Below are 23,366 nucleotides of genomic sequence, written 5' to 3'. Positions count from 1 at the left end.
CAGGGTGGTGCGCGGACGGCCCGGGACCCGGTTTGACCCCGCTGGTCAGGGCCCCGTAACCTTGACCCTCGGCGTGTCCACAGACCCGCCGCATTCCCGTAAACCTCTTCCTCCCGGTGGCTCGCGCCCTGGGAGAGGCCGCCTGCTTCTGTCGGCGGCTGGACTGCGGGGATTCCGAATCGAGCGAGAGAGAGATCCGCGTGTACGCCATCGTGCGCAGCGGTGGTCGCCAGCACAAGGTTGCTGTCGGCGACATCGTTGAGGTTGACAAGATTTCCACTGCCCAGGTAGGCGACACGGTCGAGCTCTCGACTCTGCTCGTTGTCGACGGTGACGCCGTCACCAGCGACCCGTGGGTGCTCGCCGGCATCAAGGTCCAGGCCGAGATCGTGGACCACCACAAGGGCGCGAAGATCGACATCCTTCGCTACAAGAACAAGACCGGCTACCGCCGTCGTCAGGGCCACCGCCAGCAGTACACGGCGATCAAGGTCACTGAGATCCCCGCGGCTGCGAAGTAAGGGACTGAGGAGAGATGGCACACAAGAAGGGCGCATCGTCCACCCGGAACGGTCGCGACTCCAATGCTCAGCGGCTCGGCGTGAAGCGCTTCGGCGGTCAGGTCGTCAACGCCGGTGAGATCCTGGTCCGCCAGCGTGGCACCCACTTCCACCCCGGCGCGAGCGTCGGCCGTGGCAAGGACGACACGCTGTTCGCGCTGGCCGCCGGTGCGGTCGAGTTCGGTACGCACCGTGGCCGCAAGGTCGTGAACATCGTTCCGGTCGCCTGACCGGATCTTTCGCGAGGCGGACCTCACTTCCCGTACGGGAAGCGGGTCCGCCTTTCGCGTGTTTCAACTGAGCAGAGATTTCTCAGCGGAGATTTCTGCGCCAGGAAAACGCAGAAATTCCCGTACGTAACTGGAGGCACATCCCATGACCACCTTCGTGGACCGCGTCGAGCTGCATGTCGCCGCGGGTAGCGGAGGCCACGGCTGTGCCTCCGTGCATCGCGAGAAGTTCAAGCCGCTGGGCGGTCCGGACGGCGGCAACGGCGGCCGTGGCGGCGATGTGATCCTGGTCGTCGACCAGTCCGTCACCACGCTCCTCGACTACCACCACTCGCCGCACCGCAAGGCCACCAACGGCAAGCCCGGTGAGGGCGGCAACCGTTCCGGCAAGGACGGTCAGGACCTGATCCTGCCGGTGCCGAACGGCACGGTCGTGCAGGACAGGGCGGGCAATGTGCTCGCGGACCTGGTCGGGCACGGCACGGCGTACGTGGCCGCACAGGGCGGGCGTGGCGGTCTCGGGAACGCGGCGCTGGCCTCGGCCAGGCGCAAGGCGCCCGGGTTCGCGCTGCTGGGCGTGCCCGGTGATGTGCAGGACATCGTCCTGGAGCTGAAGACGGTCGCGGACGTGGCGCTCGTCGGCTACCCGAGTGCGGGCAAGTCGTCCCTCATCTCGGCGCTGTCCGCCGCCCGGCCGAAGATCGCGGACTACCCGTTCACGACGCTCGTCCCCAACCTGGGGGTGGTGACGGCGGGCGCCACGGTCTACACGATCGCGGATGTGCCGGGCCTGATTCCCGGGGCGAGCCAGGGCAAGGGGCTGGGTCTTGAGTTCCTGCGCCATGTCGAGCGGTGCTCGGTCCTGGTCCACGTACTCGACACCGCCACGCTCGAATCCGACCGTGACCCGGTGTCCGACCTCGACCTGATCGAGGCGGAGCTGAAGCAGTACGGCGGCCTCGACGACCGCCCGCGCATCGTCCTCCTCAACAAGATCGACGTCCCCGACGGCAAGGATCTGGCGGAGATGGTCCGCCCGGATCTGGAGGCGCGGGGCTACCGGGTCTTCGAGGCGTCGGCGGTCGCGCACACCGGTCTCAAGGAGCTGTCGTACGCCCTTGCCGACCTCGTGGCGAAGGCTCGCGCGGCGAAGCCGCAGGAGGAGGCGACGCGGATCGTCATCCGTCCCAAGGCGGTGGACGATGCGGGCTTCACCGTCGTGCGCGAGGAGGACGGCCTCTTCCGTGTACGTGGCGAGAAGCCCGAGCGGTGGGTCCGCCAGACCGACTTCAGCAACGACGAGGCCGTCGGTTATCTTGCCGACCGTCTCAACCGGCTCGGTGTCGAGGACGAGTTGATGAAGGCGGGGGCCCGCACGGGTGATGGCGTTGCCATCGGCCCCGAGGAGAACGCTGTTGTCTTCGACTGGGAGCCGACGGTCATGGCCGGGGCGGAGATGCTTGGCCGCCGGGGCGAGGACCATCGTTTCGAGGCTCCTCGGCCTGCCGTTACGCGGCGCCGCGAGAAGCAGGCGGAGCGGGACGAGGCGGAGCGGGAGTACGACGACTTCGAGCCGTTCTAGCGGGCCTGTGGGTGGGCGGGGGGTTTCCTTCCCCAAGCCCGCCCCTTGCCGAAAGCGCCCCCAGGCCCCCGCCAGGGGGTGGGGGGTGACAGGTCGTGTCGCGGCTGCCGGTGCGCCGTGGCTCGTCGCGCAGTTCCTCGCGCCCCTGAAAAGCAGAGGCCTGCGGCTCCCGGCGCCCAGGGAAAGCCCGTACCCCCAGCTACCCGCAGCCTCCCACCGGCGGGAGGGGACGTAGGCCGGTGCGTCGTATGCCCGTCGCTCAGGTTCTGTCTCGGGTCACCTTCGCTGTGTACCGACACCGGGCCGTACGCCCCGCCTGCGACGGGCTGACGCACCGGCCCGCGGCCCCGACCCACGCACGGACCTCAGGGGCGCGGGGCTGTGACATTAGCGGCTCCGCCGCGGGGCGCGACCAGCCACAACGAACCTGCACTCGAAAAACGAACCCCACGCACCCCGGACCCCACCTGCCTAGCCGACGGCAGTCTCCTCCGCCTCGTGCGGATCCTGGGCCGTCTCCTCGGCCGCCTCCTCGCGCGGCGAGGGAAGCTCCGAGGACAGGCGCGACTCCATCCGCACGCGGCGTTCATCGGCCGCCGTGCACAGTGCGGAGACCGCGGCGTTGAAGCGGGCCGACGACGGCGGGTCCGAGGGCCCCAGCAGGTGTTCCTTGAGTTCGGCGCGGGCCGCCGTGAAGAGGTCCTTCTCAGGGTGGCGTACCGACTCCAACAACGCCGGGACGCCGTCCGCGGAGGGCGTGAGGATGGCGCCCGCGGACACCGTGGGGAAGCCGGTCCGGAAGGCCTCCTCCGGCATCCCGGAGGTGTTGGCGACCGCGTACGGCTTCTCGCTCGACAGCCAGTCGGACACCACCGACGAGACATCGCTGATCAACAGGTCCGCCTGGTTGAAGCAGGCGAAGATCGCGGGACGCGCGTCCGTGATGATCTGGTGCTCCCACTCCGGGAAGGACGCCCAGTACGCCTTGTCCCAGGCCAGCGTGGCCTCGGCGATCGCCGCCTCACGGTCACCCCGCGGCGTCCCCTGGAGCAGCATGCGCTCCATTTCGTCCGCACCAGGACGGAAGGCCGTCTTCGTCAGCTGGTCCAACTCGGCCGAGCGGCGCACCAGTTCGGCTGCTGCCTCCGCATCCGGCCGGGAACCCGACCGCTTGGCGTTGGCCTCGCGGATCATCGCCATGATGCGCTCGTTCGCAGCCCCCGCACGGGGATCGACGGAACCCGTCATCGGGTGCGGCTTGTAGAGGAGCCGTACACCGTCGTCGGCGAGCAGCTGCCGCACGATGTTCTCGCCGGCCAGCACCACCGAGGTGTTGCCGGGGTTCCCGTCCCAGCCCTCCCACGTGGGCGCGTACAGCACCGTGGTGTACGGACCGGTCGGCGGGCCCGCGTACGGCCGGATCGGCGCGAGCTGCGGGCGGCCCACCTCCACGATGTCCTTGTCCTCGACGCCGACCTCTGCCAGCGCGTACCGCTCGCGGGCCGCGGGTCCTGCCACCCACACCTCGTCGTACGCCTTCGCGTACGGGTTGCAGGAGGACAGCTTGTCGCTCTCGCCGTGGTTGATGAACGCGTGCTTGATGGTGGGGATGCGCAGCACCTGCGAGGTCTTCGCGGCGTTGGCCGGGTGCAGCATCATCTTCAGCGTCGAGTTCTCCAGCGAGAACATCGTCGACACCTTCGGGAAGCAGATGATCGGTACGTCCGTCGCGTCGATCTTCTGCACCATGAACCGCTCACGCAGCACGATCAGCGGCCTCGTGCCGGTCGAGGAGATCGACGAGAGCGTCGACAGCCACATGTTCGCCTGGTACGCGGAGGTCGTACCGCCCGAGAAGTACATGCCGACCGTCGGCCGGTAGTCGGCCAGCCACTTGTCCACCCACGCCGTGACCTTCTGCTCGCTCTTGGCGCGCTTCTTGGGGAGCAGCCAGGTGGCGAGGTACACCGTGCCGCCGCCGACCAGCGCCAGGGCGACGCCGACACCGATGCCGCCCCAGTACCCGTCCGCGGTGGCCGCCGTGAGCAACAGGCCGGCCATCGTCGGAATGGAGAAGGTCAGCAGCCGGTGGCCCTGACGACGGGCCAGAATGCGCGGCGGCGCCGCGGTCAGGTGCAGGGCCGACGCGTCGATGTTGCGGGTGACGATCGGCAGCGTACGGGTGCGGCGGACCAGGACCGCGGCGGCCTGGCAGGCGAAGTGCAGGGCGTAGAAGGCGCATACGGCGACCAGCAGCGGCGCCTGCTCGCTCCCCGCGTCGATGCCGTCGATCCGCAGGAGCCCCACCAGGACCAGCATGTCGCGCAGCAACTGACGGACCGTTACATCGAAGCGGACCTTGCCCAGCAGCGCGAGCAGCCCGGGATTGCGGTACTGCAGATATGTGTCGAGGGCGAGGCCCGCCGCGCTCGAGGCGATGAGCACCGGGACGTTCGGCAGCAGCGCGGAGACGATCTGGGCCGCGAAGAGCACGAATATGGACAGCAGCGCGGCAAGCTGCGTAAAGCGGCGGGGGGAGAGGCCTGCGGAAGGCACGGGCTGGGCTCCTGCGGAGGGTTACGGCGGATGAGGGGGCAACGGGTTCGGTCGGCCGAACACTGCGAGGCCGATCCCTGACCGTATGACCTGTGCGGCCCGCCAAGCAATCTTCCGCAGGAGCTATCGCTGGATATCGGATGAAACCGCGGTGAACTCCTGGGGCGTACGTCACGCGCCGGCTCCTGCCCGCTGTGTACCCACCGCACGTCCGCCCCTCGGAACGCGGCGGCGCCCCCTGCCCGTAATCACGTAGATTGCACGGACGGGGCTGGTCAGAACCGGGGCTGGTCAGAGCATTGGGGAAGAGCGTGTCAGCGGCAAGGCAGGCGGCGGCAGAGCAGGCGATGAGACACGGTGTTGCGGACGCCCGCAGGATTGTCGTCAAGGTGGGTTCCTCGTCCCTGACCACCGCGTCAGGAGGGCTCGACGCGGACCGGGTGGACGCCCTGGTCGACGTACTCGCGAAGGGGCGCAGCGGCGGAGAGAAGGAGATCGTCCTCGTCTCCTCCGGTGCCATCGCGGCCGGCCTCGCCCCGCTGGGCCTGCGGCGCCGCCCCAAGGACCTGGCCCGCCAGCAGGCCGCCGCCAGCGTCGGACAGGGGCTGCTCGTCGCCCGCTACAACGCCTCCTTCGCGCGCTACGGCGTCCGCGTCGGCCAAGTCCTGCTCACCAGCGACGACATGAGCCGCCGCGCCCACCACCGCAACGCCCAGCGCACCCTCGACAAGCTCCTCGCCATGGGCGCCCTGCCCGTCGTCAACGAGAACGACACGGTCGCCACGGACGAGATCCGCTTCGGCGACAACGACCGGCTCGCCGCTCTCGTCGCCCATCTCGTACGGGCCGACCTGCTGGTCCTCCTCTCCGACGTGGACGGCGTCTACGACGGCGACCCCACCAGACCGGGTACGACGCGGATCGCCGAGGTACATACTCCGGCGGACCTCGCGCACGTCGAGATCGGCAGCGCGGGCCGGGCCGGCGTCGGCACCGGCGGCATGGTCACCAAGATCGAGGCGGCCCGTATCGCGGCGGCGGCCGGCATCCCGGTCGTCCTCACCTCCGCGGTGCACGCCTCCGACGCCCTCGCAGGCCGCGACACCGGTACGCACTTCCACGCCACCGGCCGCCGCTCCGCCGACCGGCTGCTGTGGCTCCAGCACGCGTCCGCCCCTCAGGGCGCGCTCACGCTCGACGACGGGGCCGTGCGCGCGGTCGTCGAGCGCCGCAAGTCGCTGCTGCCCGCGGGCATCGCGGCGGTCGAGGGCGAGTTCACCGCGGGCGACCCCGTCGAGCTGCGCGACGGCACGGGCCGGGCGGTGGCGCGCGGGCTCGTCAACTTCGACGCCAAGGAGATCCCTCAGCTGATCGGCCGCTCCACCCGCGAACTGGCCCGCGAGCTGGGTCCCGCGTATGAACGCGAGGTCGTACACAGGGACGATCTGGTGCTGCTGCACTCGTAAACGGCCGAAAGGGACGGCCTCCGCAGGGCTACGTTCGGTAAAACCGCCCCACGAAGCCGCCCCGCCTGCTCAACTTTGATTCAAGGAGCCCCCGAGATCCCGTGATGCAGTAACCCATTGCGAACCCATTGCGTAAAGGAGGCCGTCGTGAGACGAGTACGCCCCGGGGCGGCGTCCCGCGGTGGTGGCACCTCCCGCGCGGCCGGTGAGGAGCGGACCCTCACCAGCGTCGCGGCCGGAGACACGTACCAGGGTGAGGAACCGAAGGACCTGCCGCGGCTGTGGCACGTCACGCTGAGCGTCTCGGGCGACGAGGCCCCGCTGAACGACGTCCGGCGCTCGCTCGAGCAGCTCGCCCACGACCACCCCTTTCTGCTGACCAGCCGGTACGCCGGCGACCATGCGGAGATCCGCTACTGGGAAGAGGCCCGCGACCTGCACGACGCCGCGGCCGTAGCGCTGCGCCTGTGGGGCGAGCACCGCCAGACCGCGAAACTCCCGCCCTGGGAGATCGTCGGCCTGGAGGTCATCGACCGCGAGACCTACCACCAGCGCATCGCCGAGGGATATGGCCCGCAACCGGCAACACCAGTGGGTGTACACCCGTTCTGATGCGCCAGATTGAGGGTTGCGGTGTGTGTGGGGGCCTTTTCGGCCTTGTCTCGGGTTATGGAACGAGCGCTGGACGGCCCTGCGGCGAGCATTAGGCTGCTCGCATGACCACGCTTTCGCCGTACGACTCGATGCCCCCGGTCACCCAGGCCGCCTACCGCGCCAAGTCCGCCGCCGCCGACCTCGCTCCGCTGCCGCGGGCCGAGAAGGACGACGCGCTGCTCGCGATCGCGGACGCCCTGGAAGTCCGTACGAGCGAAATCGTCGAGGCCAACGCCAAGGACGTCGAGCGCGCCCGTGAGGCCGGCACCAGCGAGTCCATCATCGACCGGCTCACGCTCACACCCGAGCGGATCCGCGCCATCGCCTCCGACGTACGCGACGTGGTGGCGCTGCCCGACCCGGTCGGCGAGGTCGTCCGCGGCTCCACGCTCCCGAACGGCATCGACCTGCGCCAGGTCCGCGTACCGCTCGGCGTCGTCGGGATCATCTACGAAGCCCGGCCCAATGTGACGGTCGACGCCGCCGCGCTCTGCCTGAAGTCCGGCAACGCGGTACTGCTGCGTGGCTCGTCCTCCGCCTACGAGTCCAACAGCGCCCTCGTCCGCGTCCTGCGCGACGCCGTCGGCGGCTCGGGACTGCCCGCCGACGCCGTACAGCTCGTACCGGGCGACAGCCGCGAATCCGTACGGGAGCTGATGCGCGCCCGCGGCCTCGTCGACGTACTCATCCCGCGCGGCGGCGCCTCCCTGATCCGCACCGTCGTGCAGGAGTCCACCGTCCCGGTCATCGAGACCGGCACAGGAAACTGCCATGTGTACGTGGACGCGCACGCCGACCTCGACATGGCGATCGAGATCCTGATCAACTCCAAGGCACAGCGGCCCAGCGTGTGCAACGCCGCCGAGACGCTCCTCGTGCACCAGGACATCGCCGCCGAGTTCCTGCCGCGCGCCCTGGACGCCCTCGCCGACGCCGGGGTCACCGTGCACGCCGACGAGCGGGTGCTGGCGTACGCCAAGGGCTCCAAGGCCACCGTCGTCGAGGCCACGACCGACGACTGGGACACCGAATACCTCTCGTACGACATCGCCGCCGCCGTCGTCGACTCGCTCGACAAGGCCGTGGCGCACATCCGGCTGTGGAGTTCCGGCCACACCGAGGCCATCGTCACCACCTCCCAGCCGGCCGCCCGCCGTTTCACCCAGCTGGTCGATTCCACGACGGTCGCCGTGAACGCGTCCACGCGCTTCACGGACGGCGGCCAGTTCGGCTTCGGCGCCGAGATCGGCATCTCCACGCAGAAGCTGCACGCGCGGGGCCCGATGGGGCTGCCGGAGCTGACGAGCACGAAGTACATCGTCACGGGCGACGGGCACATCCGGCGCTGAGCAGGCCCTCCGGTCAGTCCCCACTCTCGGCTTCGCTCGAGCGGGGCCCCCACCGAAGAAGCTGTCTCGCCAGGTGGATGAATCTTCGTACCGTCTGCCCAAATTGAACCCCCAGGTCTACTCTGGTTCCGTGCCGGAGGACGTGGGGGGCACGCCGTTTCCTGACGGCTGGGAGCCCGACGACGACCGCGACCGCGGAGGCTCGGACGAAGAGTTCGCCTCCGTGGTCTTCGACGAGGCCTTCGTACGGGCGGCCACGGTCCATGAGCCGACCGCCGTCGAACGCCTCCTTGCGGCCGCGCAGGCCCGCGCAGAGGCCTCCGAGGCCGAGGGGCGCCGGGGGCGCACCCGGGGCCCACGCGGTGACGACGAGCGGTACGACGACTTCGGACCCGACGGCCGCCATGATTTCGGCCATGATCCGGACCTGGACGATTTGGACGACCGTGACGACTTCGATGGTCGTTACGGGTACGGGTCGTACGGAAAACAGGCCCGCTGGCACCGCCCCGTAGCGTGGATGCTCGCCCTCCTGATGGGCGTCGGCATGGTCGCGCTCGCCTTCACTGCGGTCTACCGCGGTGCCTCGTCCAACCGCCAGCCCCAGGTCCCGCCACCGGCTTCGACAGGCGTTGAACAGGGAGGCGGAACGCGCCCCTCGGCGTCCGCCGACTACTCCCAGCCACCCGTCCCGGCGGAACCGCGTACGCCCTGAACTTGTCGCGTACGGCAGCGTTTACGTGAGGTTCCAGAGACCTACTCTGAAAGTATGGGCGGGCTAGGAGACCCACCGGAGGGAACACCCGACGGTGCTTCCGGTGGCGGTGAGGAAGAGTACCGATCCGTCGTCTTCGACGAGTCGTTCGTCCGGGCTGCCCGTCTTCAGGAGTTTTCCGCGCAGGAGCGGATCGCCGACCACGCGCCGGCTGTGCGCCGCCGCCCGCCGATGCGTCGTGGTCTGTCCCGGCAGGCGCTGATCCTCGTTCTGCTGATCGCCGTCGCCTTCGGCACGGCGATCTACATGGGTGTACGCCACCCGTACGAGACGCCCGCCGCGAAGCCGCCCGAGCCGCTGCGGATGACGGTCATACCCCTCGCGCCGCAGGGCGCCGTGCCGGGGGCCGCCGACACCGGGCTGCTGTTTGCTCGCAGCCCGGCCGATCAGTTCCGTATCGGCGCCGACGGGATCACGATGCCCGCCTCCCGGCGCACCGCCCATTTCTCGGACAGCCAGGTCGTCACCGCGCTCACCACGGCGAAGGACTACCTCGTCGAGTCCGCGCTCGACCCGGACGTGCTCACCGGCGGCGCCACCCGGCCCGTACGGATCCTGCTCGATCCGCAGCAGCTCGACCAGTTCGACCAGAGCTTCGACCGTCCGACCGCGGACGGGCGGCATGCGCCCACCGGCTGGCTGGTCCGCTTCGACCCCTCCCAGGCCCAGCTGGCGGACCCCAAGATCCGGGTGCAGGGCACACTGCAGGCGGCCGAGACCGACGCCGACACCCTTGAGGTGACGGCCGACCACACCTTCGTCTACGCGCTGCGGCCGACGGGCTCGGAGGATGGTGCCAAGGCCTCGCTGTTCACCGTCCGGCGCGAGCTGCATTTCCGGTTCGACCGCGACGATCTGCGGATGCACCAGGCGGAGCTGGTCGTCTCGTACGTCCAGGCCGGGCCGCTCGCCTGCGCCGAGGACGCGACGAGCCATCTGCGCCCGCTGCTCGCGGGGGAGACGGCGAAGGCGGGCGGACCGGCCGGCACCGACCCGTACGCGACGGGCGGTGCCACGGCGCTGTGCGGGGCGCTGTCGGCCAGTGCCCAGCCCAGGGTGTAGCCGGCCTTCGTGCTGATCAGCTGGCGCCGTTGGGGCTCTCGTCGTCGGGGCGGTCGTCCTGTGGACGGTCCTTGGGGGAGCCCGCGCTCGAGCCGCTCGCGAAGCCCCCGAAGCCGCGCCTGACCCGGCCGCCGATGTCGCCCGCGCCGCCCGCGATGTCCGTGACCAGCTTCATCAGCGGGTCCTTGGAGCTGCGCACGTGGGTGGCGTAGGCGGAGGCCGACTCGCGGAAGGAGTCCGTGACCTTGGTGTCGCCGTCCTCGTCGCGGCGCGGGTAGTGGCCGTCCATGATCCGCTGGTAGTCGCGGGACTCGGCCCACTTCTTCAGCTCGGCCGCCCTGACCGTGGTGAAGGGGTGGGAGCGGGGCATGACGTTCAGGATCTTGAGTACGGAGTCGCGAAGGTCGCCCCCGGCCTCGTACTCCTCGGCCTGGGCGAGGAACGCGTCCACGTTCATCTCGTGCAGGTGGTTGCCGCCCGCGATCTTCATCAGGCCGCGCATCGAGGCCTTCAGGTCCTGGCCGACCAGCAGCCCGGCGCGGTCCGCGGACAGCTCGGACTTGCGGAACCACTCGCGCAGGGCGGTCACGATCGCCATGATCGCGATGTTGCCGAGCGGGATCCAGGCGACGCGGAGCGCGAGGCTGGTGAGGAAGAGCAGGATCGTGCGGTAGACGGAGTGGCCGGACAGCGCGTGGCCGACCTCGTGGCCGATGACCGCCCGCATCTCCTCTTCGTCGAGCAGCTCGACGAGGCCGGTGGTGACGACGATGATCGGCTCGTCCAGGCCGATGCACATCGCGTTCGGCTGCGGGTCCTGGTTGACGTACATCGGCGGGACCTTCTCCAGGTCCAGGATGTAGCAGGCGTCCCGCAGCATGTCGTTCAGGTGCGCGAACTGGGCGTCCGAGACCCGTACGGAATCGGACAGGAACAGCAGCCTCAGGCTGCGCTCCGGGAGCAGTCCGCTGAGCGCCTTGAACACCGTGTCGAAGCCGCTGAGCTTGCGCAGGGCGACCAGGGCCGAGCGGTCAGCGGGGTGTTCGTACGCCCGGGAGGAGATCCCCTCGAAGCGCCTGCGCTGCCTGCTCGGTACGTTCTCGTGGCTTTCTTCTGGCATGTGGTCCCCCATGCGTCTGTTTGCCTTCTGTGCCCCCAAGGCGGGGTACAGCCTAGGCGGATATACCGTGGACGTGCAGTACAGCGAAGGAGTCGCACGTCATGGAGCACCACCCCCAAGCCTGGCTCGCCGAGGCAGCGAGCGCCGCGCAACAGCAGGGACCGGGGAATCTGCTCCGTGTCGTGTTGATAGTGATGGTTGTCGGCTGCGTTTTGGTTGCCTGGTTCCTGCTGCGTGGCTACAAGCGGGACGACTGAGCCCCGGCCGAAGTTCCCGGCGGCGGAACCGGCGTGATCGAGCGGGCGTGACGGAGTCGGCGTGATCCGCGCGGCGGCGCCCGCTTACGATGGCCGTACGTCTGTATCCCGCCCACACCGGATAGGTCCTGCCGAAGATGAGCTTCCACAGCACCGCTGCCCAGTTGGTCTCCCTCGCTGCCGAGGGCGAGGAGCACGGCGGCAACCATGAGAGCCTCAGCGCCTACCTGACCGGTGGCGGCGCGCTCTTCGTCCTCCTTCTGCTGCTGTGGATCACCACCCGCTTCAACCGGGACCGCTGACGTCCGCGGGGCGGGGCTCAGGGGCCGGGCCGGTAGGGTCTGCACGCATGGGAGAGCAGGACATGCCAAGCGGTCCGGTGGCGGGCCGGGACAACATCCCGGCCCCCGGCCCGTCGAATCCGGGCAAGCGCCGCCTCGGCGTCATGGGCGGGACGTTCGACCCGATCCACCACGGGCACCTCGTCGCGGCCAGTGAGGTCGCCGCGCAGTTCCACCTCGACGAGGTGGTGTTCGTGCCGACCGGGCAGCCGTGGCAGAAGTCCGACTGCAAGGTCTCCCCGGCCGAGGACCGCTATCTGATGACGGTCATCGCGACCGCCGAGAACCCGCAGTTCTCGGTGAGCCGTATCGACATCGACCGCGGCGGCCCGACCTACACCACGGACACGCTGCGCGATCTGCGTGCGCTCAATCCCGACACGGACCTCTTCTTCATAACCGGCGCCGACGCGCTCTCCCAGATCCTCACCTGGCGCGATGCCGAGGAGCTGTTCTCCCTCGCGCACTTCATCGGGGTCACCCGGCCCGGCCACGCGCTGACCGACCCGGGGCTCCCGGAGGGCGGTGTCTCGCTCGTCGAGGTCCCCGCGCTCGCCATCTCGTCCACGGACTGCCGAGCCAGGGTCGCCAAGGGTGACCCCGTCTGGTATCTGGTCCCGGACGGTGTGGTGCGCTACATCGACAAGCGTGAGCTGTACCGCGGCGAGTGAGGCGAGTGAGCCGAGAGGGGCACCGGTGAACGACCGATACAACGCTGGGTACGGGGGCGACCAGAGTTATCAAGGTGATCAGAGTTACGAGATCGTCGGATACGACGAATTCGGGCAGCCGGTGTACCGGCAGGTGCCACCGCCGTCCCAGAGGCCGCAGGGGTACGACGCCTGCGGCTCGCAGCAGCAGGGGTACGGGTACGACCCGTACGCGAACGGTCAGCAGCAGACGCCGTCGTACGACACCGGTAACGGTCATCAGCAGCCCGGCGGCTCATACGGGGGAAACGGCGTAAACGGGGCATACGGCTCGCAGGGCACGTACGACCCGTACGGCACGGCTGCTCAGGGCGCCGCTCCGACCCCTCCCGCCTCGTATCACCCCTACGGGCAGGCCGCGGGCAGTGGTCAGCAGCCGGGCGTCGCCGGGCAGACCGCCTACATCCCCCAGCAGGCGGGGCCCGCCGAGCGGCCGGAGGCCCAGGAGCAGGCGGACGGGCAGCGGGACGACCGCGACTATCGCACCGAGCAGTTCACCTTCGTCGAGGAGCCGACCGACGACTCCGAAGACGTCATCGACTGGCTGAAGTTCACCGAGAACCGCACCGAGCGGCGTGAGGAGGCCCGCCGCCGGGCCCGCGGTCGCATCGTCGCCCTGGTCGTGGTGTTCGCCCTGGTCGCGGCCGGGGGTGTCGGCTACCTCTGGTACGCCGGGAAGCTGCCCGGCACGTCGTCGGACGCGAAGACCGGCACCGCGACGGCCGCGGGCGCCCAGAACCGCGATGTGATCGTCGTCCACCTGCACAACACCAAGGGCGGCGGCACCTCGACGGCGCTGCTCGTCAACAACGCCACCACCAAGCAGGGCACCACCGTCCTGGTCCCCAACTCCCTCGCCGTATCGGACGACAACGGCACCACGACCACACTCGCCAAGTCCGTGGACGACGACGGCACCTCCGGCACGCGTGATGCGATCGACACCGTGCTCGGCACGGACATCGAGGGCACCTGGCGCCTGGACACCCCCTACCTCAGCAACCTCGTCGACCTCGTCGGCAACATCGACATCGACACGAACGCGGACGTGCCGGACCCGGCGGCCAAGCGGAAGGGCGAGGCCCCCCTGGTCAAAAAGGGCGAGGACCAGACGCTCAGCGGAAAGATGGCCATCGCGTACGCCACCTACCGTGGCTCCGGGGAGGCGCAGAACGCGCAGCTGGAGCGGTTCGGGCAGGTCATGCAGGGCGTGCTGCGCAAGGTGTCGTCGGATCCGCAGGCCGCGACGACCACTGTGCAGACGCTCGCGCAGATCATCGAGCCCCCCTTGACCGACAAGGACCTGGGCACTTTCCTCGCCAAGCTCGCAGACCACGCCAAGGGCGGCGACTACAAGTCGGTGCTGCTGCCGGTCCAGTCGGACGGCAGGCTGAGCGCGACGGCCAGCGGCAGCGTGGTCAAGGACGTACTCGGTGGGGCCGCGAAGAGCCCCGAGAAGGACGCGGCCGTCCAGGTCGGCATCAGGAACGCCACCGGCAAGGGGGACGCCACCGAGCAGGCCCGCGTCGTCCTGCTCAACGGCGGCTACACCTTCGTCGACGCCGGCAAGGCCGATGCCGCCCAGGCGGCGTCCCGGATCACCTACACCGACGCCGCGAGGAAGGCGGACGCGGTGGAGGTCGCCAAGACGCTGGGGCTGCCGGCCAGCTCCGTGAAGAAGGGCAAGGGCGCCTCGAACGCGGATGTGTCGGTGGTGCTCGGCCAGGACTACGAGGTGGGCGGCTCGGCGGGCTAGGGAAGGTGAGCGACTCGGGGGCCAATCGCGTGGCGGGCCAATCGTGGGGTGGTGTCGGCGGTCCGTGAGACCCTTGGGGTAACCCCCTGGGGGAGACCTGACCGCCGACGGAAAGCCTTGGTAGTGACCGCCACTGACCGCTCTCTCGAGCTCATCACCACCGCCGCGCAGGCGGCCGCCGACAAGCTCGCGCACGACATCATCGCGTACGACGTCAGCGACGTGCTGTCGATCACGGACGCCTTCCTGCTGGCCTCCGCGCCCAACGACCGCCAGGTCAAGTCGATCGTCGACGAGATCGAGGAGCGGCTGAACAAGGAACTCGACGCCAAGCCGGTGCGCCGTGAGGGCGACCGCGAGGCGCGCTGGGTGCTGCTCGACTACGTCGACATCGTGGTGCACGTCCAGCACAGCGAGGAGCGCGTCTTCTACGCCCTGGAGCGGCTCTGGAAGGACTGCCCGGAGCTCGCCCTGCCCGCCGACGCCAACGCCACCCGCGGCAAGGCCGCCGAGCACGCCAAGCTGCAGGAGGCGGAGGACGCCGGCCTGGGCGGTGAGCTGCGTTGAGCGCGGGAACGGGGGCCTCGGAGGGCAAGCCGCTGTCCGAGGCCGGGAAGAAGGCCGGCCGGGGCCGCCGGGTCATCCTGTGGCGCCACGGGCAGACCTCGTGGAACGTGGAGCGCCGCTTCCAGGGCACGACCGACGTCGAACTCACCGAGGCCGGCCTCGAACAGGCCCGCCGCGCCGCCCGGCTGCTCGCCTCCCTCGGACCTGACGCGATCGTCGCCTCGGACCTGAAGCGAGCGGCCAACACGGCCGCCGAGCTGGCCGCCCTCACCACCCTCGACGTGACCCACGACGAGGGCCTGCGCGAGACGTACGCGGGCGTCTGGCAGGGCCTGACGCACGAAGAGATCATCGCGCGGCACGGCGACGAGTACGCGGCGTGGAAGCGCGGTGAGCCGGTGCGCCGTGGCGGTGGCGAACTGGAGACCGAGGTCGCCGACCGTGCCGCCCCCGTGGTGCTCCGGCACGCCGAGAAACTCCCCGACGACGGCACGCTCGTGGTGGTCAGCCACGGCGGCACCATCCGCACCACCATCGGCCGCCTCCTCGGCCTCGACTCCCATCACTGGGAAAGCCTCGGCGGCCTCTCGAACTGCTGCTGGTCCGTCCTGGGCGAGGGCGCCCGAGGCTGGCGCCTGCTGGAACACAACGCGGGCACGCTGCCGGAACCGGTCCTGGGAGACGACGACTGACCCCGACAGACGGCGACCGACGCGGAGGCCATCGGCGGTGGGCCCCGGCTCCAGGTGCCCGTGGACCTGTGCCCGTAGACCCGTGGACCCGGATTTCACTTTCCGGCAGGCCGCAGGCTAAAGTTCCTCTTGTTCAGCCCGCCGGGCGAGCGAACGCAAGGGGCTATAGCTCAGTTGGTAGAGCACCTGCATGGCATGCAGGGGGTCAGGAGTTCAAATCTCCTTAGCTCCACACAGGCGCTACGGCGTGAGGATCCCGTTCCCCCCAGGGGAGCGGGATTTTTCGTTGCCGATCGGCACACTCTTCTTGAACCCGCTTGAGTCACTTGGGCGCGGGAGGCGTATACCTCTTCGGAGGCGCTCCTCGTTGTACGTTCGCGCTGGCCGTGACGGGTATCGCGGCTGCCGTGTCCGGACTGGTACGAAGGCGTCGCTGACCGTATTGGTCCGGCCGTGGCAGAATCAAACGGCCGGAAGGGGGCGCGGCCCGACGGGTGGAGGGAGTTGGCGATGCCTGCGAGCATCATCGGGGAGGTCGACGACCTCCTCGACGCAGAGGTGATACGGGACAAGATCACCCGCCTCGACTGCCCGTCCTGCGGATCGGCCCACGTCGCGCAAGTCCTCGGCGACAACGGCGGGATCTCCTACGTGTGCACGGCCTGCGGCCACAGCTGGAGCTGATCGATGGGTGCGCACAGGCGGAAGTGCGATTGGTGCGGCAGTGGTACGCCCATCGTCCGCGACATGGAACCGGTCAACCACGACTACCAGTACTGGTGCGAGGAATGCGCACGGGCGCTGATCATAAAAGGCGACCCCATCGAGACGTACCGCGAGCTGGAGGGCGAGCCGATCTACGGCCGGCTCCTCGACGAGCACTGCACGCTCAAACGGTTCTATTCGTTCGCCACGGCCTGACTCGGGACGCGGTCCGGGACGTGTCCCGCCCCAGCCCGTGCGCCCCGTAAACGATTTGGTGGTGCACCGGTAGGAGCGTGTAATGTTGGCGTCGCCGCCGGGTCAACCGGAAGGACACGCAAGGGGCTATAGCTCAGTTGGTAGAGCACCTGCATGGCATGCAGGGGGTCAGGAGTTCAAATCTCCTTAGCTCCACAGCAGATGAAGAGATCAGAAGAAGGCGGGCCATCCGATCGGATGGCCCGCCTTCTGTCTGTCTGTACTGCCTCGTGCGTCGTTACGTCGCGTTCAGCGGCCGCTGCCGAGTGCGCGGCGGCCTCGGCCCTGGCCGCGGCCCTGCGACAGGACGGGGAGGTTGTTGCGGGCAGGGCCCCCGGAGTTGTCCTCCTCGATGCGCAGCGCGAGCGCGGGGCAGCGGCGTACGGCGCGCATGGCCTTCTGCTCGGCGTAGCGCGGCACCTGCGCCTGGGCGACGGTCGGGAACCCGTCTGCGCCCAGTTCGAAGACCTCCGGGAGGATGTCGGCGCACAGGCCGTGCCCTCGGCACAGCGTCCAGTCGACGTAGATCTTCTGCCGGCTCGGACCCGCCTCCAACTGCCCCTGGCCGCCCGGGATACCGGTCGGGACGCCGCCGCCCTCGAAGAGCGGCAGTACGCCCTCCACGGGCCTGCCGCAGCCGTTGCCGAGGACGTGCGCGGCCAGGTCGTCGGTGAACGCCTTGAGCGTCGACTCGAGGAACATCGCGGAGCCGTCCGGGTGAGAGCACGCACCGCGCCGCTTCACGGCGTGGGCGACCTGCTTGACCGCCTCCAGGGCCGCGGGGCCGCCGCCGTTGAGGATGTCCTCCATGCCCCGTGCCGCGGCGGGCAGACCGAGATAGCAGGGGCCGCACTGCCCCGCGCTCTCCTCGGCCAGCCACTGCGCCACGCGCAGCGACTCGCCCAGCGGGCAGGTCTCCTGGCTGATCGGGAGAATCGCGCCCGCGCCCAGCGAACCACCCACCGCCGCCAGGGAGTCACGCGAGACGATCGCCTCGTTGACCGTGGCCGCGTCGATCCACTTGCCGTGATAGCCGCCGGTCAGCACGCCCTGCGGGACCGGCGGGGCGCCGGCGAGCTGAAGGACGTACCGCAGCGGCACACCGGTGGGCATCTCGATCACCATGGGGCGGGCGACGGCGCCGGAGACGGTGACCATGACGGTGCCGGGCTCGTCGTACAGGCCTGTGTTGCCGTAGCGCTCGGAGCCGATGCGCGCGGCGATCGCCAGCTGCGCGAACGTCTCGGCGTTGGACAGCAGCGTGGGAGCACCGCCGACGCCGCTCTGCGAGGCGCTGATCTTGCGGCCCGGCGGGATCGCCGGACCGCCGTCGATGGAGCGGATCAGCGAGGCGGCGGCACCGGTCACCATCCGCACCGGGTTGCGCTGCACACGCGCGCGGAGGACGGAGCCGCGCCGGTTGTTCAGCCCCCGCTCGGCGAGCGCGGCCTCCATGGAATTCTGGGTGGACTCGCGGGTCACACCGACCACGAGGGTGCGGGCCCCGAGGGCCTCCGCGACCAGCAGCGCGCCGTCGAGGATGAGGTGCGGAGCACGGTTGATCAGCACCGTGTCCTTGCGGCAGGCCGGCTCGTCCTCACTGCCGTTGACGACGACCACGGGCCTCACGCCGCGCTTGATCGCCGACTCGGCGACCGACCGCAGCTTTTTGTGGAAGGGGAAGCCCGCGCCGCCGCGGCCCTTCAGGGATATGCGCTCGGCGAGTTGTGCGAGCTGTTCCCCGCCCATCGGCTCGAGCGGACCGTGCACTTTCAGGTGCATGTCCAGATCGAGTCTTTCGACCAGGTCGAAACCCGAGGTGAGCTGAGGAAGTCCGACCACGCGGACCTCGGGGACATCGGGGAGAGCGGCGTTCACTAAAAGCCTCCGGAAGGCGCGTTCCAGGGTTCGCCGGAGCTGGGTGCGTCGAATGCACCGGGCAATGTTTCAGTGGCGGGACCGCTGTCGTACGTGTCATTCGTGTTGTACGTACCAAGGGGGTCGTACGACTCACCGGTGTCGTAGAAATCATTGGATCCGTACGACGGGGGCGTGCCGGGAGTCACGTAGGGCGTGCTGCCCGTGTCGTAGGCCGGGCCGTTGTACGTGGTGGGCGTCTCGGAGGGGCGCGGCGGGGCCTCGTACAGCGGCGGGGACGGGGCCGGCCAGCGGGGGGCGTTGTCCTCGACGCGCGGGATCGCCTCCGTGGGCTGCATGTCCATCGGGAGCCCCTGCATGCGCTGGGTCGGATCGGGCTGGCCGAGGGGGTCCTGGATGCGCGGGATGCTGCCGGTGTTGGACACGGCCCGGTAGGCGGCCGAGAAGCCGCCGGTGTCGGTGAGCGGGTTGGACCCGGTGTCCGTGAACGCGGCGCGCTGTCCGGTGTCGTACAGCGAGGCGCCCGCCCCCGTGTCCGTGAGGGCGGCGCGCTGTCCGGTGTCGTACAGCGAGGCGTTCGACGGGGAACCTGTGCGCTGCCGCGGGACCTTCCCCTCCGGGAAGCCCGGACGTGAACCGGCGCCGCCCGTCTGCCGGGCCTCGGCCGCGGTACGGCGCCCCGGGGGCTCCGCGCGTAGTCCGCCGCCGGTGTTCCCGATCAGTTCCCGGACGCGCTGGGCGAACTTGCGCTTGAACGGTGGCGGAGACGCCCGCAGGGCCAGCGCCCCGCCGACCGCCACCAGGCTCAGGACGTAGAGGATCACGAAGACCGGTTTCGCCTGGCGGCCCGCGAACAGGCCGTGCACCAGTGCCATGCACCAGGCCGGGTAGGCCAGGCTGTGCATCATGCGCCAGCGGGACGCGACGGGTGCCGAGGTCGCGAAGCGATTGCGCAGGATGCCGGTGATGGCCACGAAGATCATCATCAGGCTGGCCAGGGTGCCCAGGCCGATGAGGAAGGCCCTGCCCAGCATCTCGTCGTTCGAGCCGACGAGTCCGAACGGGATGAGCGCGGCGATCCACGAGGTGTGGTCCAGTGCGAGCTTGGTCCCGATGTGCACGAAGAGGAACACGACCGCGGCGACCGCGGTGGTCCGGTGCACCGCCTGCGCCAGCATCCGCTGGCGGGCGTCCAGGAAGATCCTGTCCTGGGCGACGAGTCCCCAGATCACGGAGGCGGTGAGGCAGACGAGGGACAGGACGCCTGTGCCGAAGTCGAGGAACGCGGCGAACGAGTCATCCACCGTGCTGTCCGACGTCGTATCGCTTACCACGACGTACCTCCCAACATCACGACGAAGGGTATGAGCGACAACGCGCCCGCGGTGAATCCACCGCGGGCCGAGCAGCCCGGTCGGGGAACCGGGCTGTTACTGCGTCGAGTGTTCATGGGGGGTGTCTCCCAAACAGTTCGGGGAAGCGGTCCCGCTGCCGCACTCTAGGCCGAGACATACCGAGGGGTACGAGGTTTGAGTTATTGCGCCGTTATCTAAGGGGCGCGAGGGTGTTGCGATGTCCCTTAGATTCCCTTACGCCGAGTAACTCTTGACCTTTGTTCAGCTTTTGGTGCCGCAACAAGAGTGTGGCACGCCGTGTCATGTGCCCCGGAAAGCTCCGTCGCGGCCCACTCGACGGCTGCGGTACTCTGACGCCATGCGTGCCGTACGCCTTCTGCTTAGCGAGCCGCGCTGATCAGTCCCGGCCACCGATGAAACCGTGGCCGGAATCGGCGCGGCGTCCCCTCCTGTGCGAGGGGCTTTTTCATTTACTGAGCCGCTGGCAGAGACGATCGATGGAGCTTTGAGGATCATGAGCGAGACGAATCCCGCCGCCGCCTCCGAGGTGGTGGCGCCGCACCGCTACACGGCCGCCATGGCTGACGAGATCGAGGCGCGCTGGCAGGACTTCTGGGAGGCGAACGCCACCTACGCGGCGCCCAACCCCACCGGCGACCTGGCCGCTGACACCGCACTGGTGGCCAAGCCCAAGAAGTTCATCATGGACATGTTCCCTTACCCCTCCGGTGCGGGCCTGCACGTCGGCCACCCCCTGGGCTACATCGCCACCGATGTGTTCGCCCGGTATCAGCGCATGACCGGCCACAATGTCCTGCACACGCTGGGCTTCGACGCCTTCGGCCTGCCCGCCGAGCAGTACGCCGTGCAGACCGGCACGCACCCGCGCGTGTCCACCGAGGCCAACATGAAGAACATGCAGGTGCAGCTGCGCCGGCTGGGCCTGGGCCACGACAACCGCCGCTCGTTCGCGACGATCGACCCGGACTACTACAAGTGGACCCAGTGGATCTTCCTGCAGATCTTCAACTCCTGGTACGACGACGAGGCGCAGAAGGCCCGTCCGATCTCCGAGCTGGTCGCCCGGTTCGAGAGCGGTGAGCGGGCTGTTCCCGGCGGGCGCGGGTGGCAAGACCTGACCGCCGCCGAGCGCGCCGACGTCCTGAGCGGGTTCCGGCTGGCGTACGCCTCCGACGCGCCCGTGAACTGGTGCCCCGGCCTGGGCACCGTACTGGCGAACGAGGAGGTGACCGCGGACGGCCGCTCCGAGCGCGGCAACTTCCCCGTCTTCAAGGCCAAGCTGCGCCAGTGGAACATGCGCATCACCGCCTACGCCGACCGGCTGCTGGACGACCTGGACGCGCTGGACTGGCCCGAGGCCATCAAGTTGCAGCAGCGCAACTGGATCGGCCGTTCCGAGGGCGCCCGCGTCGACTTCCCGATCGACGGCGAGAACATCACGGTCTTCACCACGCGCCAGGACACCCTGTTCGGCGCGACCTACATGGTGCTGGCGCCGGAGCATCCGCTGGTCGAGAAGTTCACGCCCCAGGAATGGCCCGAGGGCACTCACGAGGTGTGGACCGGCGGCCACGCGACCCCGTCCGAGGCAGTTGCCGCCTACCGTGCGCAGGCCGCCTCGAAGTCGGATGTCGAGCGTCAGGCCGAGGCCAAGGACAAGACCGGCGTCTTCATCGGCGCGTACGCGACCAACCCGGTCAACGGCGAGCAGATTCCGGTCTTCATCGCCGACTACGTGCTGATGGGCTACGGCACCGGCGCGATCATGGCCGTCCCGGCGCACGACAGCCGCGACTTCGCCTTCGCGCGCGCCTTCGAGCTGCCGATCCGCTGCGTCGTCGAGCCGGCCGACGGCCGCAGCACCGACCCGTCGACGTGGGACGACGCCTTCGTGTCGTACGACGCGAAGATCGTCAACTCTTCCGGTGCGGACGTCTCCCTGGACGGCCTGGGCGTCGCCGACGCCAAGGCCCGCATCACCGAGTGGCTGGAACGCAAGGCCATCGGCGAGGGCACCGTCAACTTCCGCCTGCGCGACTGGCTGTTCAGCCGCCAGCGCTACTGGGGCGAGCCCTTCCCGATCGTCTACGACGAGGAAGGCATCGCCCACCCGCTGCCCGAGTCGATGCTGCCCCTGGAGCTGCCGGAGGTCGAGGACTACTCGCCGCGCACCTTCGACCCGGACGACGCGAACACCGAGCCGGAGACACCGCTGTCCCGCAACGAGGACTGGGTGAACGTCACCCTGGACCTGGGCGACGGCCGCGGCCCGCGCAAGTACCGCCGTGAGACCAACACCATGCCCAACTGGGCCGGTTCCTGCTGGTACGAGCTGCGCTACCTGGACCCGCACAACAGCGAGAAGCTGGTCGACCCGGAGAACGAGCGCTACTGGATGGGCCCGCGCGACGGCATGCCGCACGGGGGCGTCGACCTGTACGTGGGCGGCGCGGAGCACGCCGTACTGCACCTGCTGTACGCGCGCTTCTGGTCCAAGGTCCTGTATGACCTGGGGCACGTCTCGTCGGCCGAGCCGTTCCACAAGCTGTTCAACCAGGGCATGATCCAGGCCTACGTGTACCGCGACAGCCGGGGCATCGCGGTGCCGGCCGCCGAGGTGGAGGAGCGCGACGGCGCGTACTACTACGAGGGCGAGAAGGTCACCCGTCTGCTGGGCAAGATGGGCAAGTCCCTGAAGAACGCGGTCACTCCGGACGAGATCTGCGCCGAGTACGGGGCGGACACACTGCGTCTGTACGAGATGGCCATGGGACCCCTGGACGTGTCGCGGCCGTGGGACACACGCGCGGTGGTGGGCCAGTTCCGGCTGCTGCAGCGGCTGTGGCGCAACGTCGTGGACGAGGCCACCGGCGCGGTCACGGTCACGGACAGCGAGCCTGACGAGGACACGCTGCGTGCCCTGCACAAGGCGATCGACGGCGTACGCCAGGACCTGGACGGCCTGCGCTTCAACACCGCCATCGCCAAGGTCACCGAGCTGAACAACCACCTGACGAAGGCGGGCGGACCGGTGGCGCGCACGGTCGCCGAGTCCCTGGTGCTGCTGGTCGCGCCGCTGGCCCCGCACATCGCCGAGGAGCTGTGGCGCAAGCTGGGGCACACCGACTCGGTCGTCCACCAGGACTTCCCGGTCGCCGACCCGGCGTACGTCGTGGACGAGACCGTGACCTGCGTCGTGCAGGTCAAGGGCAAGGTCAAGGCACGCCTGGAAGTGTCCCCCTCGATCTCCGACGAGGAGCTGGAGAAGGCGGCCCTGGGTGACGACAAGGTCGTGGCGGCGCTGGACGGCGCGGGGATCCGCAAGGTGATCGTGCGGGCACCGAAGCTGGTGAACATCGTTCCTGCGTAACGCGGGTCGGGGTAGTCCCCTACGGGCAGGTTGGGGGTTCCGCTGGAACCCCCGGCCTGCCTTTTCCGTTTACCGTGGAAGAGCCCGCAGGCACTTCAAGCAGGA

Annotated in this window: 21 protein-coding genes and 2 tRNA genes; 19 read left to right on the top strand and 4 right to left on the bottom strand. The window is 69.4% G+C overall.

What is annotated here, in order from left to right; translation table 11 throughout:
• Positions 1 to 200 precede the first annotated feature (200 nt).
• The 3 genes from rplU (at position 201) to obgE (ending at position 2,372) form a co-directional block, all read left to right on the top strand.
• Positions 201 to 521 carry a 50S ribosomal protein L21 gene (gene rplU, locus ACGFNK_RS02345; protein WP_033328069.1) on the top strand — a complete coding sequence of 107 codons (321 nt, stop codon included), beginning with the start codon at positions 201 to 203 and terminating at the stop codon, positions 519 to 521.
• A gap of 14 nt (positions 522 to 535) precedes the next feature.
• On the top strand, positions 536 to 790 hold the full coding sequence (gene rpmA, locus ACGFNK_RS02340) for a 50S ribosomal protein L27 (RefSeq protein WP_006374707.1): 255 nt from the start codon (positions 536 to 538) through the stop codon (positions 788 to 790).
• 145 nt (positions 791 to 935) lie between these two features.
• Entirely contained in the window at positions 936 to 2,372 is a 1,437-nt protein-coding gene (obgE, locus tag ACGFNK_RS02335; RefSeq protein WP_386353128.1) for a GTPase ObgE, read from the top strand.
• A gap of 471 nt (positions 2,373 to 2,843) precedes the next feature.
• Here the strand turns inward: obgE and ACGFNK_RS02330 are convergent, their stop codons facing one another.
• Positions 2,844 to 4,928, bottom strand: a complete 2,085-nt coding sequence (locus tag ACGFNK_RS02330) for a hypothetical protein (protein ID WP_393411088.1) — start codon at positions 4,926 to 4,928, stop codon at positions 2,844 to 2,846.
• A 347-nt stretch (positions 4,929 to 5,275) separates the two neighbouring features.
• Here ACGFNK_RS02330 and proB point away from each other — a divergent pair, with 347 nt between their 5' ends.
• The 5 genes from proB (at position 5,276) to ACGFNK_RS02305 (ending at position 10,234) form a co-directional block, all read left to right on the top strand.
• On the top strand, positions 5,276 to 6,394 hold the full coding sequence (proB, locus tag ACGFNK_RS02325; RefSeq protein WP_386353134.1) for a glutamate 5-kinase: 1,119 nt from the start codon (positions 5,276 to 5,278) through the stop codon (positions 6,392 to 6,394).
• A gap of 147 nt (positions 6,395 to 6,541) precedes the next feature.
• Positions 6,542 to 7,006, top strand: coding sequence for a hypothetical protein (locus ACGFNK_RS02320; protein WP_388671726.1), 465 nt, complete (start codon positions 6,542 to 6,544; stop codon positions 7,004 to 7,006).
• A gap of 104 nt (positions 7,007 to 7,110) precedes the next feature.
• Positions 7,111 to 8,397, top strand: a complete 1,287-nt coding sequence (locus ACGFNK_RS02315; protein WP_386353141.1) for a glutamate-5-semialdehyde dehydrogenase — start codon at positions 7,111 to 7,113, stop codon at positions 8,395 to 8,397.
• Positions 8,398 to 8,500: 103 nt separating this feature from the next.
• Positions 8,501 to 9,112 carry a hypothetical protein gene (locus ACGFNK_RS02310; protein ID WP_393412134.1) on the top strand — a complete coding sequence of 204 codons (612 nt, stop codon included), beginning with the start codon at positions 8,501 to 8,503 and terminating at the stop codon, positions 9,110 to 9,112.
• Positions 9,113 to 9,166: 54 nt separating this feature from the next.
• On the top strand, positions 9,167 to 10,234 hold the full coding sequence (locus tag ACGFNK_RS02305) for a hypothetical protein (RefSeq protein WP_393411085.1): 1,068 nt from the start codon (positions 9,167 to 9,169) through the stop codon (positions 10,232 to 10,234).
• Between the two features lie 16 nt (positions 10,235 to 10,250).
• On the opposite strand, the gene ACGFNK_RS02300 is transcribed toward ACGFNK_RS02305, so the two are convergent.
• Complete coding sequence (locus ACGFNK_RS02300) at positions 10,251 to 11,354, bottom strand: M48 family metallopeptidase (protein ID WP_393411083.1); 1,104 nt, start codon at positions 11,352 to 11,354, stop codon at positions 10,251 to 10,253.
• 101 nt (positions 11,355 to 11,455) lie between these two features.
• On the opposite strand from ACGFNK_RS02300, the gene ACGFNK_RS02295 reads away from it, so the two are divergent.
• The 10 genes from ACGFNK_RS02295 (at position 11,456) to ACGFNK_RS02250 (ending at position 16,793) form a co-directional block, all read left to right on the top strand.
• Entirely contained in the window at positions 11,456 to 11,611 is a 156-nt protein-coding gene (locus ACGFNK_RS02295; RefSeq protein WP_033320808.1) for a hypothetical protein, read from the top strand.
• 137 nt (positions 11,612 to 11,748) lie between these two features.
• Positions 11,749 to 11,913 carry a hypothetical protein gene (locus ACGFNK_RS02290; RefSeq protein WP_386353152.1) on the top strand — a complete coding sequence of 55 codons (165 nt, stop codon included), beginning with the start codon at positions 11,749 to 11,751 and terminating at the stop codon, positions 11,911 to 11,913.
• Between the two features lie 47 nt (positions 11,914 to 11,960).
• Positions 11,961 to 12,623, top strand: a complete 663-nt coding sequence (gene nadD / locus ACGFNK_RS02285) for a nicotinate-nucleotide adenylyltransferase (RefSeq protein WP_393411081.1) — start codon at positions 11,961 to 11,963, stop codon at positions 12,621 to 12,623.
• A gap of 25 nt (positions 12,624 to 12,648) precedes the next feature.
• Entirely contained in the window at positions 12,649 to 14,418 is a 1,770-nt protein-coding gene (locus tag ACGFNK_RS02280) for a LytR C-terminal domain-containing protein (protein ID WP_393411079.1), read from the top strand.
• A gap of 123 nt (positions 14,419 to 14,541) precedes the next feature.
• Positions 14,542 to 14,985, top strand: coding sequence for a ribosome silencing factor (gene rsfS, locus ACGFNK_RS02275; protein ID WP_393411077.1), 444 nt, complete (start codon positions 14,542 to 14,544; stop codon positions 14,983 to 14,985).
• Entirely contained in the window at positions 14,982 to 15,677 is a 696-nt protein-coding gene (locus tag ACGFNK_RS02270) for a histidine phosphatase family protein (protein ID WP_393411075.1), read from the top strand. Before rsfS ends, ACGFNK_RS02270 begins: the two co-directional genes overlap by 4 nt.
• Positions 15,678 to 15,836: 159 nt before the next feature.
• A tRNA-Ala gene (locus ACGFNK_RS02265) sits at positions 15,837 to 15,909 on the top strand.
• A gap of 278 nt (positions 15,910 to 16,187) precedes the next feature.
• Positions 16,188 to 16,361, top strand: coding sequence for a hypothetical protein (locus ACGFNK_RS02260; RefSeq protein ID WP_344396860.1), 174 nt, complete (start codon positions 16,188 to 16,190; stop codon positions 16,359 to 16,361).
• A gap of 3 nt (positions 16,362 to 16,364) precedes the next feature.
• Positions 16,365 to 16,598, top strand: coding sequence for a hypothetical protein (locus ACGFNK_RS02255; RefSeq protein ID WP_010986886.1), 234 nt, complete (start codon positions 16,365 to 16,367; stop codon positions 16,596 to 16,598).
• A gap of 122 nt (positions 16,599 to 16,720) precedes the next feature.
• Positions 16,721 to 16,793, top strand: a tRNA-Ala gene (locus ACGFNK_RS02250).
• 93 nt (positions 16,794 to 16,886) lie between these two features.
• Here the strand turns inward: ACGFNK_RS02250 and ACGFNK_RS02245 are convergent.
• The gene (locus ACGFNK_RS02245; RefSeq protein ID WP_386353169.1) at positions 16,887 to 18,515 is read right to left on the bottom strand and encodes an NADH-ubiquinone oxidoreductase-F iron-sulfur binding region domain-containing protein; all 1,629 of its coding nucleotides are present in this window, start codon (positions 18,513 to 18,515) and stop codon (positions 16,887 to 16,889) included.
• Positions 18,515 to 19,819, bottom strand: coding sequence for a cytochrome b/b6 domain-containing protein (locus ACGFNK_RS02240; protein ID WP_393411073.1), 1,305 nt, complete (start codon positions 19,817 to 19,819; stop codon positions 18,515 to 18,517). Before ACGFNK_RS02240 ends, ACGFNK_RS02245 begins: the two co-directional genes overlap by 1 nt.
• Before the next feature lie 565 nt (positions 19,820 to 20,384).
• Here ACGFNK_RS02240 and leuS point away from each other — a divergent pair.
• The gene (gene leuS, locus ACGFNK_RS02235; RefSeq protein WP_393411071.1) at positions 20,385 to 23,261 is read left to right on the top strand and encodes a leucine--tRNA ligase; all 2,877 of its coding nucleotides are present in this window, start codon (positions 20,385 to 20,387) and stop codon (positions 23,259 to 23,261) included.
• Positions 23,262 to 23,366 lie beyond the last annotated feature (105 nt).

Source organism: Streptomyces sp. NPDC048825, from assembly GCF_043198355.1.
Classification (GTDB): Bacteria; Actinomycetota; Actinomycetes; order Streptomycetales; family Streptomycetaceae; genus Streptomyces; species Streptomyces xiangluensis.
This window is presented reverse-complemented; position numbering and strand designations above follow the sequence as displayed.